Annotated in this window: 16 protein-coding genes; 13 read left to right on the top strand and 3 right to left on the bottom strand. The window is 72.2% G+C overall.

Annotation, left to right across the window (positions count from 1 at the left end):
• Positions 1–101 precede the first annotated feature (101 nt).
• The 7 genes from AC07FT_RS21685 to AC07FT_RS21655 all read left to right on the top strand — a co-directional run bounded on the left by AC07FT_RS21685 (position 102) and on the right by AC07FT_RS21655 (position 10,961).
• Complete coding sequence (locus AC07FT_RS21685) at positions 102–1,397, top strand: ABC transporter substrate-binding protein (protein ID WP_479177668.1); 1,296 nt, start codon at positions 102–104, stop codon at positions 1,395–1,397.
• A 9-nt stretch (positions 1,398–1,406) separates the two neighbouring features.
• A complete protein-coding gene (locus AC07FT_RS21680) occupies positions 1,407–2,306 on the top strand; it encodes a carbohydrate ABC transporter permease (protein ID WP_471199829.1) in 900 nt (299 codons plus the stop codon).
• Positions 2,303–3,133, top strand: coding sequence for a carbohydrate ABC transporter permease (locus AC07FT_RS21675; RefSeq protein WP_479177667.1), 831 nt, complete (start codon positions 2,303–2,305; stop codon positions 3,131–3,133). The genes AC07FT_RS21680 and AC07FT_RS21675 overlap by 4 nt, the downstream gene beginning before the upstream one ends.
• Positions 3,134–3,148: 15 nt before the next feature.
• Complete coding sequence (locus AC07FT_RS21670) at positions 3,149–4,378, top strand: glycoside hydrolase 5 family protein (protein WP_479177666.1); 1,230 nt, start codon at positions 3,149–3,151, stop codon at positions 4,376–4,378.
• Between the two features lie 41 nt (positions 4,379–4,419).
• Entirely contained in the window at positions 4,420–6,528 is a 2,109-nt protein-coding gene (locus AC07FT_RS21665) for an endo-beta-N-acetylglucosaminidase (RefSeq protein WP_479177665.1), read from the top strand.
• Positions 6,529–6,567: 39 nt separating this feature from the next.
• The gene (locus AC07FT_RS21660) at positions 6,568–9,567 is read left to right on the top strand and encodes an alpha-mannosidase (RefSeq protein WP_479177664.1); all 3,000 of its coding nucleotides are present in this window, start codon (positions 6,568–6,570) and stop codon (positions 9,565–9,567) included.
• 158 nt (positions 9,568–9,725) lie between these two features.
• Complete coding sequence (locus AC07FT_RS21655) at positions 9,726–10,961, top strand: transglycosylase family protein (protein ID WP_479177663.1); 1,236 nt, start codon at positions 9,726–9,728, stop codon at positions 10,959–10,961.
• Between the two features lie 13 nt (positions 10,962–10,974).
• Here AC07FT_RS21655 and AC07FT_RS21650 read toward each other — a convergent pair whose 3' ends face one another.
• Both AC07FT_RS21650 and AC07FT_RS21645 read right to left on the bottom strand, forming a co-directional pair.
• Positions 10,975–11,889: an SDR family oxidoreductase gene (locus AC07FT_RS21650; RefSeq protein ID WP_479177662.1), complete on the bottom strand. Its 915-nt coding sequence runs from the start codon at positions 11,887–11,889 to the stop codon at positions 10,975–10,977.
• A 1-nt stretch (position 11,890) separates the two neighbouring features.
• Positions 11,891–12,721 (bottom strand): SDR family oxidoreductase, encoded by an 831-nt coding sequence (locus AC07FT_RS21645; protein WP_479177661.1) that lies wholly within the window; start codon positions 12,719–12,721, stop codon positions 11,891–11,893.
• 79 nt (positions 12,722–12,800) lie between these two features.
• Here AC07FT_RS21645 and AC07FT_RS21640 point away from each other — a divergent pair, with 79 nt between their 5' ends.
• From AC07FT_RS21640 to AC07FT_RS21615, 6 genes are all read left to right on the top strand, one after another.
• Positions 12,801–13,556, top strand: a complete 756-nt coding sequence (locus tag AC07FT_RS21640; protein ID WP_479177660.1) for an enoyl-CoA hydratase family protein — start codon at positions 12,801–12,803, stop codon at positions 13,554–13,556.
• A 20-nt stretch (positions 13,557–13,576) separates the two neighbouring features.
• Positions 13,577–14,425, top strand: a complete 849-nt coding sequence (locus tag AC07FT_RS21635) for a CoA transferase subunit A (protein WP_479177774.1) — start codon at positions 13,577–13,579, stop codon at positions 14,423–14,425.
• Positions 14,422–15,162 (top strand): CoA-transferase subunit beta, encoded by a 741-nt coding sequence (locus AC07FT_RS21630; RefSeq protein ID WP_479177659.1) that lies wholly within the window; start codon positions 14,422–14,424, stop codon positions 15,160–15,162. Before AC07FT_RS21635 ends, AC07FT_RS21630 begins: the two co-directional genes overlap by 4 nt.
• Complete coding sequence (locus AC07FT_RS21625; protein WP_479177658.1) at positions 15,162–16,205, top strand: NAD(P)H-dependent flavin oxidoreductase; 1,044 nt, start codon at positions 15,162–15,164, stop codon at positions 16,203–16,205. The genes AC07FT_RS21630 and AC07FT_RS21625 overlap by 1 nt, the downstream gene beginning before the upstream one ends.
• Before the next feature lie 152 nt (positions 16,206–16,357).
• Positions 16,358–17,857, top strand: a complete 1,500-nt coding sequence (locus AC07FT_RS21620) for a glutamate synthase subunit beta (protein ID WP_479177773.1) — start codon at positions 16,358–16,360, stop codon at positions 17,855–17,857.
• An 85-nt stretch (positions 17,858–17,942) separates the two neighbouring features.
• A complete protein-coding gene (locus tag AC07FT_RS21615) occupies positions 17,943–18,935 on the top strand; it encodes an MBL fold metallo-hydrolase (RefSeq protein ID WP_479177657.1) in 993 nt (330 codons plus the stop codon).
• Positions 18,936–18,984: 49 nt separating this feature from the next.
• Here AC07FT_RS21615 and AC07FT_RS21610 read toward each other — a convergent pair whose 3' ends face one another.
• Entirely contained in the window at positions 18,985–19,293 is a 309-nt protein-coding gene (locus AC07FT_RS21610) for a DUF7677 family protein (RefSeq protein ID WP_479177656.1), read from the bottom strand.
• Positions 19,294–19,297 lie beyond the last annotated feature (4 nt).

Raw genomic sequence — 19,297 nt, 5'->3', positions numbered from 1 at the left:
CCCTTTCCGGGTGCAGTTTTTGATCCGCCCCCTCCCATCCCCTCCCATCCCTTCCTGCTCCCACCGGACTCACTCCGGCTCATCGAAGGAGCTCGTCGGCCATGCCCATATCCCGTAGAGCGACCGCCGCCATCCTCCCCCTGCTGCTCTCCTCCATGGCTCTGACCAGCTGCGACGGTGGTGATGGCGGAGGCGGATCCCGTGCGGACGGCAAGATCGAGGGAAAGATCCGCTTCCAGACCTGGAATCTCCGGGCCAACTTCAAGGACTACTTCAACGGTCTGATCGACGCTTTCGAGAAGAAGTACCCGGACGTCAAGGTCACCTGGCTGGATCAGCCCGCCGAGAACTACGCGGAAAAGCTCAGCGCGGACGCCGGATCGGGCAATCTCCCCGATGTGGTCAATGTGTCCCCCGACCTCGCGCATCCGCTGGCCAAGGCGGGGGTGCTGATGAACCTCGACCGGGAGAAGGTCAGTTCCCGTTACCGCTCCGAGTACACCCCCGAGGCATGGCGGGGCAACGCCCTCCCCGGTCTCGGCGGGACCTACGCCTTCCCCTGGTACCTCAACACCGGCCCGATGTTCTACAACAAGGCACTCTTCCGGAAGGCCGGGCTGGATCCGGCCGATCCGCCGCGCAGCTACGACGAACTGTTCAGCGCCGCGGACACCATGGCCCGGGCAACCGACGGTGAGGTGGCGACCCTCGCGGGCACCCCGTCCGTCGAGGACTTCGGCCGCTACGGCGTGCGGCTGATGAACGGCGACGCCACCGCCTTCACCTACAACGAGCCCGCGGGCGTGGAGCTGCTGACCCGGTACAAGAAGCTCTACGACAAGGGCGGACTGGACGGACAGGCACTCACCAACACCCCGGAGAAGGCCGGGCAGAAGTTCCTGGAGCAGAAGGTCGCGATGAACCCGGGCAGCGCCCATGACCTCGAGACCTTCAAACGGGACGCGCCCAGCCTCTACAAGAACCTCGGCATCACCGAGGCGCCCAACAACACCGGGAAGCCCAACATGTATGTGATGGGCCTGGCGGTGAAGGAGACCAGCGAGCACAAGGCCGCGGCCATCGCGTTCGCGCACTTCGTCACCGACCGGAAGAACCAGGAGTCCTTCGCGCACAAGGTGGCCATCTTCCCGAGCACCAGGGGATCACTGGACAAGCCCTACTGGACCCACGACGACGGCACCGACGAGAGCCGGGTGCGGGTCGCCTCCGCGAAGCTGCTCAAGGGCGCGGTGAACTACACACCCGTCGTGATGAGCGACGAGATGAAGACCGTGCTCCAGAACGAGGTGGCCAAGGCCCTCCAGGGCAAGAAGTCACCCAAGGAGGCGCTGGACGACGCGGTGGCGCAGAGCAACAAGCTGCTCCAGCAGGGTTAGGGGCACCGGATGCGCCGCCACTCCACCGCTCCCGCCTCGCGGACGCACCGGGCCGCGAGCCCCTGGCTCTTCCTGCTTCCCGGGCTCGCCGTGGTCACCGCGTTCACCCTCTATCCCTTTCTGACCACCGTCCACCAGGCGTTCACCGACACCCGGACCCTCACCGGCGGCTCCTGGGTGGGCCTGGAGAACTTCCGGACCATGCTGGACGACGAGCAGTTCACGGTGGGGCTGCGCAACAGCCTGCTGTACGTGGTGATGGTGGTGCCGTGCACCGTGCTGCTGCCGCTGCTGCTGGCCCTGCTGGTCCGCAAGCAGATCCCCGGTGTCACCTTCTTCCGGGCCGCCTTCTACACCCCGGTGGTGGCGTCGGTCGTGGTGGTCTCCCTGATCTGGGTGTGGATGCTGGACGACCGCGGCCTGGTCAACGGCATCCTCACCTTCCTCGGCGCGAGTCCCGTGGCGTTCCTCGGCGACCAGTGGCTGCTGCTGTTCAGCGCCATGGCGCTGACGGTCTGGAAGGGACTGGGCTACTACATGATCATTTACCTTGCCGCACTGGCGAACGTACCGCCCGAACTGCACGAGGCAGCCGCCGTGGACGGCGCGGGCGCGGTCCGCCGCTTCCTCAGCGTCACCGTCCCGGCCGTGCGCTCCACCATGGTGCTGGTCGGCGCACTCTCCTCGGTGGCCGCCTTCAAGGTGTTCTCCGAGGTCTATCTGCTGGCCGGACCCACCGGCGGCCCGGCCGGACAGGACACCACGCTCGTGATGCTGGTGCAGCGGGTGGGCACCGGACTGAACGGACGGGTGGGCTACGCCTCCGCGCTCTCGCTCGTCGTCTTCGCCATCACCCTCGTGCTGATGCTGCTGGTGCTGCGCGCCGACCGCCGGGAGGAGCCGACGTGAGACGTGCGTCCGGCTGGGAGAAGGCGCTGCGCTACCTGCTGCTGCTCGCCGTGCTGGCCCTGACCGTGGGTCCCTTCCTGTGGCAGCTGTCCACCTCGCTCAAGGGCACCACCGAGGACATCTACACCTCACCGCCCGCCTTCCTGCCCGAACACCCCACGCTCGACAACTACTCGGGCGTCGCGGACATCGTGCCGGTGTGGGACTACGCGCTGAACTCCCTCAAGGTGGCGGTGGCCAATGTGCTCACCAACTGCGTGGGCGCGGCGATGGCCGGATACGCGCTGGCGCGGCTGCGGTTCCGGGGCCGGAGGGCGGCCGGGCTGGCGTTCGTGATGGCGCTGCTGGTGCCCCTGGAGTCCATCATCATCGCCCAGTTCACCACCATGCGGGAACTGGAGCTCAACAACACCCTCACCGCCGTGGTGCTGCCGGGCGCGGTCAGCGCGCTGAACGTCCTGCTGATGCGCAACGCGTTCGCCGCCCTGCCGTACGAGGTCGAGGAGGCAGCGGTCATCGACGGGGCCAATGTGTGGCAGCGGTTCCTGCGGATCGGGCTGCCCTCGGTGAAGGGCACCCTGGCGGTGGTCGCCATCTTCGCCTTCATGGGTGCCTGGGACGACTTCCTGTGGCCGCTGATCGTGCTCTCCGACTCCGACAAGTTCACCCTGACCGTCGGGCTCAACTATCTGCACGGCACGTTCGCCAACAATCCACGGCTCGTCGCGGCGGGCACCATCATCGCGGTCGCCCCGCTGATCGTCATGTTCGCCTGTCTCCAGCGGTACTTCTTCCGTGGCGTCGGCGAGGGCGCCATCAAGGGCTGAAGGGATCGATCTTTCGTGCGCTTCGGCGTCAACTACACCCCCACGCGCGGCTGGTTCCACCACTGGCTGGACTTCGACCTCGACGAGGTCCGCGCCGATCTGGACTCCATCGCGGCCCTGGGGCTGGACCACATCCGGGTCTTCCCGCTGTGGCCGGTCTTCCACCCCAACCGCTCCCTGATCCGTCCGCGCGCGGTCGAGCAGCTGGTCCAGCTCGTCGACGCGGCGGCCGAGCGCGGTCTCGAGGTGAACGTGGACGGTCTGCAGGGCCATCTGTCCAGCTTCGACTTCGTCCCCTCGTGGACCACCACCTGGCACCGCCGCAACCTCTTCACCGATCCCGACGTGGTCCGGGCCCAGGCGGAGTACCTGCGCACGCTCGCCGCCGCGCTCGCCGACCGGCCCGCGTTCCTCGGGATGACCGTCGGCAACGAGATCAACCAGTTCTCCGCCGCGCCCCATCCCGACCCCGACCGCATCACCCCCGGACAGGCCGCGGCATGGCTGAGCGCAATGCTCGACGCCTGTGAGAAGGGGGCACCGGGACGGGCCCATCTGCACGCCTCCTACGACGCCGCCTGGTACCACGAGGACCATCCGTTCACCCCCGCCCACTCGGCCCGGCTCGGTGCCGCCACCGCCGTGCACTCCTGGGTGTTCAACGGCACCGCGCAGCGCCACGGGGCCGCGGGCGCCGCCACCGCACTGCACGCCGCGTACCTCATCGAGCTGTCCAAGGCGTGGGCGACGGACCCACACCGCCCGGTCTGGTTGCAGGAGGTCGGCGCGCCCGCGCCGCACATCCCGCCCGAGCGGGCCACCGCCTTCACCGCGGCCACGGTCGACCGGGCGCTGGACTGTCCCGATGTCTGGGGCGTGACCTGGTGGTGTTCGCACGACGTGGACCGTGGACTCGCCGACTTCCCCGAGCTGGAGTACGGGCTCGGGCTGCTCACCAACGACCGCCGGGTCAAGCCCGCCGGGCGGGCGCTCGCCCGGTGCGTCCGGGAGTGGCGGGAGCGGGTTCCCGCCCCGCGCACCACCGCGCTGGTGGCGGAGGTCGGGGAGGAGTCCGCCCGGGGACGTACGGGGTGCGCGCCGGGAGAGGTGTTCTTCGAAGCGTGGATGCGGGCCGCCGCGCGGGGACTGCGACCGGCCGTGGTGCTGGCCGAACGGGCCACGGACGCCGCGCACTTGGCGGCACGCGGTATCACGGAGGTGCTGACCGTCGACGCCCTGGGATGAACCGTCCACCACCAACTGACCTCCCAGCGAAGGAGTCCGGCGTGTACGACAGATCCATAGGACCCGAGACCGGGGCCGCCCGCCCCGGCCGCCGCCGTGTACTGGCCGTGGGCGCCGCCGCGGCGGCGGCCACCGCCCTTCCCCCGGCCGTCGCCGGCGCGGCCGGCCGAGCACGTGGTCGCACCGCCGCCGATCCGCGGCCGTACGCCTCGTACTGGTTCCCGGACAGCCTGCCCTCCGGCAGTCCGGCGGACGGTGTCGTCTGGCGCAGCCTGCTGGCGTGGACCCCGCGGTCCGATCCGGATCTCGCGTTCAACACCGCGACCGTCCCCCTGGCGTCCCGTTTCGCCCCGGTGGCGCCGAACACCACGGCGCGCACCGGTCAGGCACGGGTGTCCGCCCTGGCCGCGTTCGCCCCCACCGCGGGCAATCCCTCTCAGGGCTCCGCGACCGCCGACTTCTACGCGCTCACCCACTGGGCCTACCTGGATGAGCTGGTGTTCTGGGGCGGATCCTCGGGCGAGGGACTGATCCTCGCGCCCAACGCGCCCGTCGTGGACGCCGCGCACCGCAACGGGGTCCCCGTGCTCGGCACGGTCTTCCTGCCGCCGGTGGCCTACGGCGGGCAGCTGCGCTGGACGCGCGACCTGGTCCGGCGCGGGAGCGACGGCGGGTTCCCGGTCGCGGACAAGCTGATCGAGGTGGCGCGGACCTACGGTTTCGACGGCTGGTTCATCAACGCCGAGACCGACGGCGGCGACACCCGGCTGGCCACCGATATGAAGGACTTCCTGGGCCATCTGCGCGACCGCGCCGAGGGGCTGCGGGTCACCTGGTACGACGCGATGGTCGACAGTGGCGCGGTGCGCTGGCAGAACGCGCTCAACGACCGCAACTCCGCCTTCTTCCGCGCCTCCGGCACCATGTTCCTGAACTTCGCCTGGAGCGGGCCGGGACTGGCCTCCTCGGGACGGCTCGCGGAGGACCTCGGCCGCGGCCGCCATGAGCTGTGGGCCGGGATCGACGTGGAGTCCCGTGGCTATGACACCCCGGTGGACTGGGACGCCGTCGTCCCGGCCGGCACCGCGCACACCACGTCCTACGGTTTCTACCGCCCGGAGTGGACCTGGGCCGGCCTCCCGCCGGGGCAGCGCGAACCGGGCGCCTTCCACGCTCGTGACGACCGCTTCTGGACCGGCGCCTCCCTCGATCCGTCTGCCCCGGGCAGCGGCACCGGAGGGTGGCGGGCGCCCGCCCTCTCCGTGGCGGACCGCTCCACCGTCACCGCCCTGCCGTTCGCCACCTCCTTCAACACCGGCCACGGGCTGCGCTGGTACGAGGAGGGCAAGGTGGTGTCGGACACCGCCTGGAACCATCTGGGACTCCAGGACCGGCTGCCCGGACGCCGCTGGGTGGTGCGCACCGGAGCCGCCCGCCCCGCCGTCACCTTCGACTTCGCCGACGCGTGGCGCGGTGGCAGCAGTCTGCTGGTGGACGGCGTCCTGGGCGCGCCGACCACTGTCGAGCTGCACTCGGTGCGGCTTCCGCTGTCCCCCGCCACCGTGGTGGAACTGGTCCATCGCGCCGACACCGGATCGGCCGCGGTCCGGGTGGAGCTTGCGGTGGCCGTCCGGGAGCCGGACGCGCCGGGTGACGCCTACGACTTCGTCCACATCCCCGCGGGCACCCTGCGCGCCGGCGGCGGCTGGACCACCGCGACCCTGCGGATCGGACGGCGGCTGCGCGGGCTCCGGGCAAAATCGGTGCGCGCCTTCGGGGTGCGGCTGACCGCGCCCGGCGGGGGCACCACCCGCTGGCGGCTGGGCGGGCTCGCCGTACGCGACGCGGCGCCCGTGGTTCCGGACGCGCCCGGAGCGCTGACGGTGACGGCGTCCCGGCCCGGCGCCGAGGCCGGCACGGCGGCGCTGCGACTGGCCTGGGGGCGCTCGTCCGGGGCTGTACGCCACTACGAGCTGCACCAGGTGCTGCCGGACGGGGACCGGCGCTTCCTCGGCGGTACGTGTGGCACCGCCTTCTACGTTCCCGCGCTGCGCCGGGCGGACGGCGAGACCGCGTCCCGGATCGATGTCCGGGCCGTGGACGAGCTGTTCTCCTCCTCCCGGCGCTCCTCCGTCTCGTTCGCCTGGTAGTCCCCCGTCCGCGTTCCCGCAGCCAAGGAGTACCGCCCCATGCACAGCGACCGTGCCGTCACCGAAGCCCGGCTGAAGCGCGTCCTGGAGGAGCGCATCCGCCCGGCGGTGTACCCGGAGTCCGTACCGCTGGAGACCGGCATCTGGAACGCCCCGGGCGAACCGGTGCCCGTGGCCGAGGGGCTGGCCGCCCCCCGCGGCCCCATCGAGGTCGGCGCGGCCTGGGGGCCACCGTGGGGCACCAGCTGGTTGACGGTGCGCGGAACGGTGCCGGAGGCGTGGGCGGGCCGGACCGTGGAAGCCGTGCTGGACCTGGGCTTCGACGAGAACATGCCGGGATTCCAGTGCGAGGGGCTGGTCTACCGGCCGGACGGCTCCCCGGTGAAGGGGCTCAACCCGCGCAACCAGTGGGTGCGGGTGGGGGCCCCGGTGGCGGGCGGCGAGGAGGTGGTGCTGCACATCGAGGCCGCCTCCAATCCGGTCCTGCTGGACTACCACCCCTTCGTGCCGACCCAGCTGGGCGATCCGGCCACGGCGGGCAGCGAACCGCAGTACCGGCTGGCCCGGATGGACCTCGCCGTGTTCGACACGACGGTGTGGGAGCTGGTTCAGGACCTCGAGGTGCTGGGCGAGCTGATGGCGGAGCTCTCGCCCGACGCCCCGCGCCGCTGGGAGATCCTGCGCGCGGTCGAACGGGCCCTGGACGCCGTGGACCTGCAGGACGTGGGCGGTACGGCGGCCCGCGCCCGGGAGCATCTGGCGGAGGTGCTGGCGTCCCCGGCCCATGGCTCGGCGCACCGGATCAGCGCGGTGGGCCATGCCCATATCGACTCGGCGTGGCTGTGGCCGCTGCGGGAGACGGTGCGCAAGGTGGCCCGGACCACCGCGAACATGACGGCGCTGCTGGAGGACGAGCCGGACTTCGTCTACGCGATGAGCCAGGCGCAGCAGTTCGCCTGGCTCAAGGAGCACCGGCCGGAGGTGTACGCCCGGGTCAAGAAAGCCGTGGCCGAGGGCCGGTTCGTCCCGGTGGGCGGGATGTGGGTGGAGTCGGACACCAATATGCCGGGGTCGGAGGCGCTCGCCCGGCAGTTCGTGCACGGCAAGCGGTTCTTCCTGGAGGAGTTCGGGATCGAGACCGAGGAGGTGTGGCTGCCGGACACCTTCGGCTACTCGGCCGCGCTGCCGCAGCTGGTGAAACAGGCGGGGGCGAAGTGGTTCCTCACCCAGAAGATCTCCTGGAGTCAGACCAACGCCTTTCCCCATCACACCTTCTGGTGGGAGGGGCTGGACGGCACCCGGGTGTTCACCCACTTCCCGCCGATCGACACCTACAACGCACAGCTGTCCGGCAAGGAGGTCGCGCACGCGGTCCGCAACTTCCGGGAGAAGGGGTCGGCGGGACGTTCGCTGGCTCCCACCGGCTGGGGCGACGGCGGCGGTGGCACCACCCGCGAGATGGTGGCCCGGGCCAAACGGCTGGCGGATCTGGAGGGTTCGGCCACGGTCGTCTTCGAACGTCCGTCGGCGTTCTTCGAGAAGGCCCGGGAGGAGTACGGACACGCCCCGGTGTGGATGGGCGAGCTCTATCTGGAGCTGCACCGGGCGACGCTGACCAGCCAGGCCAGGACCAAGCGGGGCAACCGGCGCGCCGAGCACCTGCTGCGCGAGGCCGAGCTGTGGGCGGCGACGGCGGCGGTGCGGACCGGGTTCCGCTACCCGTACGAGGAGCTGGACCGGCTGTGGAAGACGGTGCTGCTGCACCAGTTCCACGACATCCTGCCGGGGTCCTCGATCGCCTGGGTGCACCAGGAGGCGGAGCGCACCTACGCCCGCGTCGCCGAGGAGCTGGAGGGGATCGTCGCGGAGGCGCTCACCGCGCTGGCCGGGGACGGTGACACGGAGCTGGTGTTCAACGCGGCGCCACACCGGCGGGCCGGGGTTCCGGCGGGCGGCGCGGCACCGGCGCGGCCGGGCCCGGACGACGCCCCGGCGCACAGCGCCCCGCGCGAGGGCGGCGGCTTCGTCCTCGACAACGGACTGCTGCGGGTCGGCATCGACGGCCACGGGCTGGTGGTCTCGGTGTACGACCTCGTCGCGGACCGCGAGACAGTGGCCCCCGGAGAGGCGGCCAACCTCCTCCAACTGCACCCGGACTTCCCGAATATGTGGGACGCGTGGGACGTCGACCACTTCTACCGGAACACGGTCACCGATCTCCGGGACGTCCGGGAGCTGGCGTGGGTGGACGGTTCGGTGCGGGTGGTGCGCGTCTTCGGCTCCTCCCGGGTGGAGCAGCGGCTCACACTCCCCGCGGGCGAACGGCGGCTGGAGATCGACACCGAGGTGGACTGGTACGAGACGGAGAAGTTCCTCAAGGCGGCCTTCCCGCTGGACCTGCGCAGCGACCGGATCGCCGCCGAGACGCAGTTCGGCCATCTCCACCGGCCCACACACACCAACACCAGCTGGGACGCGGCGAAGTTCGAGGCGTGCCAGCACCGCTTCGTCCAGGTGGAGGAGCCGGGGTGGGGCACCGCACTGGTCAATGACGCGACCTACGGCTACGACGTCACGCGTACCGCGCACACCACGACCGTCCGGCTGTCGCTGCTGCGCGCCCCGCGCTTCCCGGATCCGCACACCGACCAGGGGACGCACCGCTTCCGCTACGCGCTGGTGCCGGGCGCGACGATCGGGGACGCGGTGCGGGAGGGGTACCGGATCAATCTGCCCGAGCGTCGGGTGCCGGGCGCCGCGGCCGTGTCGCCGCTGGTGTCGGTGGCGGACGACGCCGTGGTGGTGACGGCGGTCAAACTGGCAGATGACGGCAGTGGCGATGTGGTGGTGCGGCTGTACGAGTCGCGGGGCGGCCGGGCGCGGACCCGGCTGACCCCCGGATTCCCGCTGTCCGGCGCCGTGTTCTGCGATCTGCTGGAGCGGCCGACCGGTCCGGCCGCCCCCGAGGGTGCGGACTTCCCGCTGGTGCTGGGCCCGTTCGAGATCGTCACCCTGCGTATCTCCCGCACCACCGAGTGAAATAATGTGATGCACATCACATAATCGAGGGAGGGTCGCAGCACAGCGCCACGCGGCCCTCTTTCCGGGTCAACTCCCTCTTGTTGTGGCCGAATCGGGCCCCTTATCTTTGGCGCGCCCGGCAGTCGCCGCACCGGCATCAGGAGAAGGAGCCGTCCATGCCCTTACGGGGACGCCACCGCCGTCCGAAGCCCCACCGCATCTCCCGCGCCTCGCTGAGCGTGACGGCGGGCGGCGCCGGACTCGCGCTGCCACTGGTCGGCGCCACGGGCGCGCACGCGGCCTCGGAGGGCACCTGGGACAAGGTCGCCCGGTGTGAGTCCACGAGCACCTGGGACATCAACACCGGCAACGGCTTCTACGGCGGACTCCAGTTCACCCAGAGCACCTGGAAGGCGTACGGCGGCACCGCGTACGCGGCACGGGCCGATCTGGCCACCAAGGACCAGCAGATCGCCGTCGCGGAGAAGGTCCTCGACGCCCAGGGGCCCGGTGCCTGGCCGGTCTGCTCCGGCAAGGCCGGGCTGAACCGGGACGCCGCCGAGCCCCGGAGCGCTCCCGAGACCCTCAAGGCGGCCGCGCGGCAGACCCGGGAGACCGAGCGGAAGCAGCCCCCGCACAGCAAGCCCACACCCACCCGGCTGCCCGGCCAGGCGCCGTCCGGCTCCGGCCGCTATGTGGTGGTCGGCGGAGACTCGCTCTCCGGGATCGCCGACGATCACAACGTGCGCGGCGGCTGGCGGACCCTGTACGAGACCAACCGGCAGACCATCGGCGACGATCCGGACCTGATCCATCCCGGTCAGAAGCTGGCCCTGAGCGGCAGCGGCAGAGCCGCACCCGAGAGATCCGCCCCGAAGACGGACACCACGCCGAAGGCCAAGCCCAAGCCGAAGCCCGAGACCCATCACAAGGCCAAGCCCAAGCCGCAGCCGGAGAAGCAGCACCCCAGCCGCCAGCGGTCCGCCGCCAAGCCCGCCACCGGTGCCGGGTTCAGCGTGCCGGTCAGCGGAGTCACCCCGACCACGGCGTACCGCGCCGCCGGGTCCAGCTGGTCCAGCGGACACCACACCGGCGTGGACTTCCCCGTGGGCGTGGGCACCTCGGTGAAGGCCGTCAGCACCGGCCGGGTGGTCTCGGCGGGCTGGGCCGACGCCTACGGGTACGAGGTCGTCATCCGGCATCCGGACGGCCGGTACAGCCAGTACGCCCATCTCTCCCAGCTGTCGGTGCGGGCGGGCCAGAGTGTCAACGGCGGTCAGCAGATCGGCCGTTCCGGCTCCACCGGCAACACCACCGGTCCGCATCTGCACTTCGAGATCCGCACGGGCCCCGGCTACGGATCCGACATCAACCCGCTGGCCTATCTGCGCGCCCACGGCGTCCGGATCTGAGGCGGGACGCCGGTCAGGAGGCCCCGTACACCGGCTGAGGGGGCTCGGCGGCGGAGAGCAGCTCCGTCACGGCCTCCCCCGCCCCGGCGGGGGTCCAGCGGGCGCCCTTGTCGGCGGTCGGCCCCCGGCGCCAGCCGTCCATGACGGTGATGCGCCCGCCATCGGCCTCGAAGACCCGGCCGGAGACCCCGGCGCAGGCAGCGGAACCGAGCCAGACCACGAGCGGTGAGACGTTCGCGGGAGCCATCGCGTCGAAGGCACCGGGCCGGTCGGGGGCGGCCATGGTGTCGGCGAAGGTGGCCTCCGTCATCCGGGTGCGGGCCGCCGGGGCCACCGCGTTCACCTGCACGCCGTAGCGCTCCAGTTCGGCCGCGGCGACCAGGGTGAGGCCGAGGATCCCGGCCTTGGCCGCCGCGTAGTTGCCCTGGCCGACACTGCCCATCAGCCCCGCGCCGGAGCTGGTGTGGATCACCCGGGCAACCGGTGCGCGCCCGGCCTTGCTCTCGGCGCGCCAGTGCGCGGCCGCGTACCGCAACGGCAGGAAGTGGCCGGTGAGATGGACCCGGATCACCGCGTCCCAGTCGTCCTCCCCGAGGTTGACGAGCATCCGGTCGCGGAGGAAACCGGCGTTGCTGACGAGGGTGTCGAGACGGCCGTAGACGTCGAGGGCGGTGGCGATCAGGGAGGCCGCACCGCCGGCCGACGCGATGTCCCCGGTGTGGACGACGGCCTCGCCGCCGCCGGCCCGTATCTCCGCCACCACCTCCTGGGCCGGGTCCGCCGACCGTCCGGCGCCGTCGGGCCCCGCGCCGATGTCGTTGACGACGACCTTCGCGCCCTCGGCGGCGAACGCGAGCGCGTGGGCGCGGCCGAGGCCGCGGCCCGCTCCGGTGACCACGGCGACGCGTCCCTGGCACAGTCCGCTCATCTCACTCCTCCTGGGTGGTGATGCCCTCGGTGGGGCCGGATGGGGTGGCGTCCGCTGCCGCGTTCGCCGTGGCGGCGTCGAGGAAGACCGGGCGCTCCCCGCCACCGTGCACGGCGAGGCTCGCCCCGGTGATGTAGCGGGCGAGCCCGGAGGCGAGGAAGACACAGGCGTCACCCGCCTCGGCGGGTTCGGCCAGCCGTCCGAGCGGCACGGTGCGCCCGACGGCTGCGATCCCGTCCGCGTCCCCGTAGTGCAGATGCGACCGTTCGGTGCGGACCATGCCGAGGACGAGGGTGTTGACCCGCACCGCCGGAGCCCATTCCACGGCAAGGGTGCGGGCCAGGTTCTCCAGGCCCGCCTTGGCGGCACCGTAGGCCGCCGTACCCGGTGACGGCCGGGTGCCGCTGACGCTCCCGACCATCACGATCGATCCACCGGTCTCCTGACGGCACATCAGCCCGTAGGCGGCCAGGGCGACGGTCATGGGCGCGGTCAGATTCAGCTCCAGCACCCGGGCGGCACGGCGCGGACCATCGGCGGCGATCAGACCGTAGGGACTGCCTCCGGCGTTGTTGACCAGCAGGTCGAGGTGTCCGTGGGTGTCGCGCAGCGCACGGAAGAAGCCCTCGACGGCGTCGGGGTCCCGTACGTCGAGCGGCTGGAAACGCGCGGTGCGCCCGGCGGCCCGCACCGGCCCGCCGGGGGCGCGGCGGGCACAGACCACCACCTCGGCCCCCGCGGTGAGCAGGGAACGGGCGATACCGGCACCCACCCCGCGCGTTCCTCCGGTGACCACGGCGACCTGCCCGGCGAGGTCGATGGTGACGGCCACACGACACCTCCCGCTGCGCGCTGGGCGCTGCTACCTTCTCGCCTAACAAATGTTTGGTGGAAAGGTAGCGGATCTGCTCATGGGTGTCTCCACCACCGCCCCGGAAGCGGGCGTAGCCGTCGTCACCGTGGACTTCCCGCCCGTCAACGCCCTTCCCGTGCACGGCTGGTACGCGCTGGCCGCCGCCATGCGCGGCGCGGGCGCCGACCCCGCGGTGCGCTGTGTGGTCCTCACCGCCGAGGGCCGGGGGTTCAACGCGGGCGTGGACATCAAGGAGATGCAGCGCACCGAAGGACACCAGGCGCTCCTCGGCGCCAACCGGGGCTGCGCCGAGGCATTCGCCGCGGTCTACGACTGCCCGGTGCCGGTCGTCGCGGCCGTGCAGGGTTTCTGTCTCGGCGGCGGTATCGGTCTGGTGGGCAACGCGGACGCCGTCGTGGCGAGCGAGGACGCGGAGTTCGGACTGCCGGAGCTGGACCGCGGCGCGCTGGGCGCGGCCACCCATCTGGCCCGGCTGGTGCCACAGCATCTGATGCGGGCGCTGTACTACACCGCGCGTACCGCCACCGCCGAGGAGTTGCACCGGCACGGTTCGGTGTGGCGGGTGGTGCCGCGCACCGGTCTGCGTGCCGCGGCGCTGGACCTGGCGCGGGAGATCGCCGCCAAGGACGGTGAACTGCTGCGGCTGGCCAAGGCGGCCATCAACGGGATCGATCCGGTCGATGTGCACCGCAGTTACCGCTTCGAACAGGGCTTCACCTTCGAGGCCAACCTCGGCGGACTGTCCGACCGGCACCGCGACGCCTTCCTGGCGCGGGGCGGTGAGCGGCGGTGAGCCCGGGCCTGGACAAGCGGATGAGCGCGGCGGAGGCGGTCGGCCGGATCGAGAGCGGGATGACGGTCGGCATCGGCGGCTGGGGTTCCCGGCGCAAGCCGATGGCGCTGGTACGGGCCCTGCTGCGGACCGATGTCACCGATCTGACGGTGGTCTCCTTCGGCGGGCCGGACGTGGGGCTGCTGGCCGCCGCCGGGAAGATCCGCAAGCTGGTGACCGCGTTCGCCACCCTGGACTCGATCCCCCTGGAGCCGAACTTCCGGGCGGCGCGCGAGAACGGCACCCTCGAACTGGTGGAGCTGGACGAGGCGATGGTCATGTGGGGGCTGACCGCCGCGGTGCACCGGCTGCCCTTCCTGCCCGTCCGCGCGGGTCTCGGCTCGGACGTGATGACGGTCAACCCCGGCCTGCGGACGGTCCGTTCCCCCTACGAGGACGGCGAGGAGCTGGTGGCGGTACCGGCGCTGCGGCTGGACGTGGCGCTGGTGCACCTCAACCGCGCCGACGCCGCGGGCAACGGTCAGTGCCTGGGACCGGACCCGTACTTCGACGACCTGTTCTGCGAGGCGGCCGGGTACGCCTACCTCTCGTGCGAACGCGTCGTCGACACCGCCGGGTTCGCGGCGGCGGGCGGACCGGGGACCTTGCTGGTCGCCCGGCACAGCGTGGCCGGTGTGATCGAGGCGCCGCACGGCGCCCACTTCACCTCCTGCGTCCCGGACTACGGACGTGATGAGGCGTTCCAGAGCGCGTACGCCAAGGCCGCGGCCGACCCCGGGGCGTGGCGGGAGTTCGCCGCGCGCTTCCTGTCCGGGGACGAGGCCGCGTACCGGGCGGCGGTGGCGGAGTTCGGGAGGGAAGGCCGATGACCGGTCAGGTGAGCCGGGCCGAGTACTGCGTGGTGGCGTGCGCGGAGGCGTGGCGGGGCGACGGGGAGATCCTGGCCGCCCCGATGGGTGTGGTGCCCCGGATCGGCGCCCGGCTGGCCAGACTCACCTTCGAGCCGGGGCTGCTGCTGACCGACGGCGAGGCGATGCTCGTCGGCGACGATCCGGAGGTGGTGGAGGGCTGGCTGCCGTACCGCCGCCACCTGGCGCTGGTCGCCGGCGGCAAACGCCATGTGATGATGGGCGCGAGCCAGCTCGACCGCCACGGCAACCAGAACATCTCATGCGTCGGTGACTGGAAGCGGCCCCGGCGGCAGCTGCTCGGAGTGCGCGGTGCACCCGTCAACACCCTCAACAACCCCACGAGTTACTGGGTGCCGCGGCACTCCCGGCGGGTGTTCGTGGAACGCGTGGACATGGTGTGCGGTGTCGGACACGACCGGGCGGCGGCGGCCGGGCCGTCGGCGAGCCGCTTCCACGAGCTGCGCCGCGTGGTGACCGATCTCGCCGTCCTCGACTTCGCCACGCCCGACCGCACCTTGCGGGTGCGCTCGCTGCATCCGGGGGTCACCGCCGGGCAGGTGCGGGAGGCCACCGGCTTCCCGCTGACCGTGGCCGACGACGTCCCCCGCACCCGTGAGCCGAGCGCGGCCGAGCTGCGGCTGATCCGGGAGGTCATCGATCCGGAGGGGCTGCGCGGGCGGGAGGTGCCGTCCTGATGGACACCGCGCTGACCGCGCTCGCCGGAGTCCGCCACCCGATCGTCCAGACCGGGATGGGGTGGGTCGCCGGGCCCCGGCTGGTCTCGGCGGTGGCCGAGGCCGGGGCGCTGGGCATCCTCGCCTCCGCCACCATGTCCCCTGACCGGCTGCGGGCCGCGGTGCGGGAGGTCGCCTCGCGCACCGACGCGCCCTTCGGCGTCAATCTGCGGGCCGACGCGGGGGACGCCGGGGAACGGGTGCGGATCATCATCGAGGAGGGCGTCCGGGTGGCGTCCTTCGCGCTGGCCCCCACCCGGGAGCTGATCACCCGGCTGAAGGACGCGGGGGTGGTCGTCATCCCGTCGGTCGGCGCGCGGCGGCACGCGGAGAAGGTGGCGGCCTGGGGCGCGGACGCGGTGGTGGTGCAGGGCGGCGAGGGCGGCGGCCACACCGGCGAGGTGGCCACCAGTGTGCTGCTCCCCCAGGTCGTGGACGCGGTGGACATCCCGGTGGTGGCCGCGGGCGGTTTCCACGACGGCCGGGGTCTGATCGCCGCGCTCGCCTACGGGGCGGCCGGGGTCGCGATGGGCACCCGCTTCCTGCTGACCTCCGACAGCACGGTGCCGGATGCCGTGAAGGCCCGCTACCTGGCCGCCGCGGTCACCGATGTCACCGTCACCACGGCGGTCGACGGGCTGCCGCACCGGATGCTGCGCACCGAACTGGTCGACGCCCTGGAACGCTCCGGACGCGCCACCGCCCTCGTCCGCGCCGTACGCCACGCCGCCGCCTTCCGCCGGCTGTCCGGGACGGGCTGGGTACGGATGGCGCGCGACGGGCTGGCCATGCGCCGTGGCCGGGAGCTCACCTGGAGCCAGGTGCTGCTGGCCGCCACCACCCCGATGCTGCTCAAGGCGGCGATGGTGGACGGCAGGACCGACACCGGAGTGATGGCCTCGGGCCAGGTGGCGGGGGTGATCGCCGATCTGCCCTCCTGCGCGGAACTGGTGGACCGGGTGATGGCACAGGCCGAGGCGGTACGCGCCCGGCTGCCAGCCTAGGACAGGGCCTGGTCGCCGGGCCCGGCACCACCGGGCGGGAGCGGTCGTACAGTGGGGAGAAACGCGTGACGGCGCCGTGTGCCGCCGCCGCGCCGGGGCCCGGTGGACCGGGCACCACCGGCCACACCAGGACACGGGTATCGGAGGCCGTGATGGCCGACCCGAAGGGTTTCCTCACCACACCCCGCCGCCTTCCGCCACGCCGCCCCGTGGCCGAGCGGGTGCGGGACTGGGACGAGGTCTACGAGCGGGGCGGGCTGCTGCCGATCATCGGTGCCCAGGCGGACCGCTGCATGGACTGCGGGATCCCGTTCTGTCACCAGGGATGTCCGCTGGGCAACCTCATCCCGGAGTGGAACGACCTGGTCTCACGGGACGACTGGGCGCGGGCGATCGAGCGGCTGCACGCCACGAACAACTTCCCGGAGTTCACCGGGCGGCTGTGCCCGGCCCCGTGCGAGAGCGCGTGTGTGCTCGCCATCAACCAGCCCGCGGTCACCATCAAGAACGTCGAGGTCGCCATAGCCGACCGGGCGTGGGAGAGCGGCCGCGTCCCGCACCGGCCCCCGGAGCGGCTGACCGGCCGGACCGTCGCGGTGATCGGTTCGGGTCCCGCGGGTCTCGCCGCGGCCCAGCAGCTGACCCGGGCAGGGCACACGGTGGCGGTGTACGAGCGGGACGACCGGGCGGGTGGTCTGCTGCGCTACGGCATCCCCGCGTTCAAGATGGAGAAGCACCACCTGGACCGGCGGCTGGCCCAGATGAGCGCGGAGGGCACCAAGTTCCGCACCGGGGTGGGGGTGGGTACCGATCTGGACGCCGCCGAGCTGAGGGCGCGCTATGACGCCCTGGTGATCGCGGTGGGCGCGCGGGCCTGGCGGGAGCTGCCGGTGCCGGGCCGGGAGCTGGCAGGGATCCACCAGGCGATGGAGTTCCTGCCGATGGCCAACCGGGTGCAGGAGGGCGACTATCTCCGGCCGCCGATCACCGCCGAGCACAAGCACGTCGTCATCGTCGGCGGCGGGGACACCGGCGCCGACTGCCTGGGCACCGTCCTGCGGCAGGGCGCCGCCTCGGTGACCCAGCTGGACATCCACCCCCGGCCGGGCGACGAGCGGGACGAGGGCGAACCCTGGCCCACCTATCCCAAGATCTACCGGATGTCAGCGGCACACGAGGAGGCGCGGGAGCTCGCCGCCGCCCCGGAGGCGGATGTGGACGCCCGGGTGTTCTCGGCCACCACCGTCCGCTTCGAGGGCACCGCACCGGACGCGACGCGCCCGCACGGCAGTGTCCGGGCGCTGCGGCTGGTCGGGGCGGAGTGCGAGGGGCGGCCGGAGCCGGGCGGCGAGCGGGTGCTCCCGGCCGATCTGGTGCTGCTCGCCCTGGGGTTCCGCGGTCCGGAGCACGACGGGCTCTTCGACCAGCTCGGGCTGACGGCCGACGCCCGGGGGAACATCGCCCGTGACGCGGACTTCCGCACCGGGACGGACGGGGTCTTCGTGGCCGGGGACGCGGGCCGCGGCCAGTCGCTGATCGTCTGGGCGATCGCCGAGGGGCGGTCGGCCGCGGCGGCCGTGGACCGCTATCTGACGGGGTCCACGACGCTTCCGGCGCCGGTCGGAGCGGGCGACCGACCGCTCACGGCGTAACGCCCGGCCGCCCGCGACCGGGCCCGGCACCACCGATGGCGCGATGTCTCCGTGCTGCGGAGCGGCACCCGGAATACTGGCGTCCATGATCTCGCAGCCGCTCACGACCCTCGCCGACGGAGTCCACCTGTGGTCGCCCACCCCGAGCACCGGATGGGGGCTGGCCAACTGCGGTCTGATCGTCTCCCCCGACGGCGAGGCCGCCTGGGTGGACACCCCCTACGACCGCCGGATGGCGCTGGACTTCCTGGAGCGCAGCCGGACCCTGCTGCCCGGGGGCGGCCGGATCGGACGGGTGATCGTCACCCATGCCAACGGTGACCACCTCTGGGGCGCGGAGGTGCTGCCGGACGACCCGGAGGTCGTGGCCACCCGAGAGGCGCTCGGCCATATCGCCTGGGAGCCCGCACCACGGCAGTTGCACGCCCTGGTGCACGGCGGCGATCCGGAGACCCCGCTCGGCTGGTACCTCAAACGCCACTTCGGACGCTTCGACTGGTCCGCCACCGATGTGGTCGAGCCGACCCTGACGTTCACCGGTGAACTCGACCTGCGCGTCGGCCAGGTACCGGTCCAGCTGTTCGCCCTGCCCTCCGCGCACACCACCGGCGATCTGATCGCCTATCTGCCGCGCCAGCGCGTGGCATTCACCGGCGATGTCATCTTCGCCTCCGGCCCGGAGGACCCCGGTGACCACCCGGTGCACTGGGCGGGACCGCTCGGCCAGGTGATCGCCGCCTGCGAACGGGTGCTGGCCACCGGGGCGGAGATCATCGTCCCCGGCCACGGCCCGGTGCTCGACCCCGAGGGCGTCCGCGCCCATATCCGCTATCTCGAACACCTCCGGGACCGCGCCCACCAGCTGCACTCGGCCGGGGTCCCCGCCCTTGACGCGGCCCGCGCGCTCATCGCCGAGAACACCTTTCCGCTGCTGGGACTGCCCGAGCGCATGGTCATCACGGTGGCCACCGAATACCGCCACCTGGAGGGCGCGGCGGACGGTCCGGACATCCTCGCCGTGATGGCCGATCTCGCCCAGGTCGCCTGGGAGCGCCGGGACATGACGGTGGCGGACTGACACCGGCCGTCCCGTCCGACGAGCCGTCCCGGACGGATCCGGGCCGCCGTCAGGGGCCGTGGAGTTCGGTCTCCCACGGCTCGAACGGCGGCTCGACCCGGTAGCCCGGGTCACAGTGGGCGCGGATCCACTGGGCGGCCCGGGCCTGCGCCTCTCCGTCGTTCAGCACCTGCCCGTCCTCGTCGATCTCCAGGACGTTGCCGTAGATCGCGAAGACCTGCTCCAGGGCGGAGCCGTACCGGAAGAGGGCCGGCCGGTAGTCGACACCGTCGAGCAGCTCGGTGTCGAGGGTGCCGTTCGCGAGGTAGAAGGCGAAGAACCGGAGCGAGGCGCGGACATCGGCGGGAAGGTGTGGCATCCGC

Source organism: Streptomyces sp. NPDC045899, from assembly GCF_056431485.1.
This window is presented reverse-complemented; position numbering and strand designations above follow the sequence as displayed.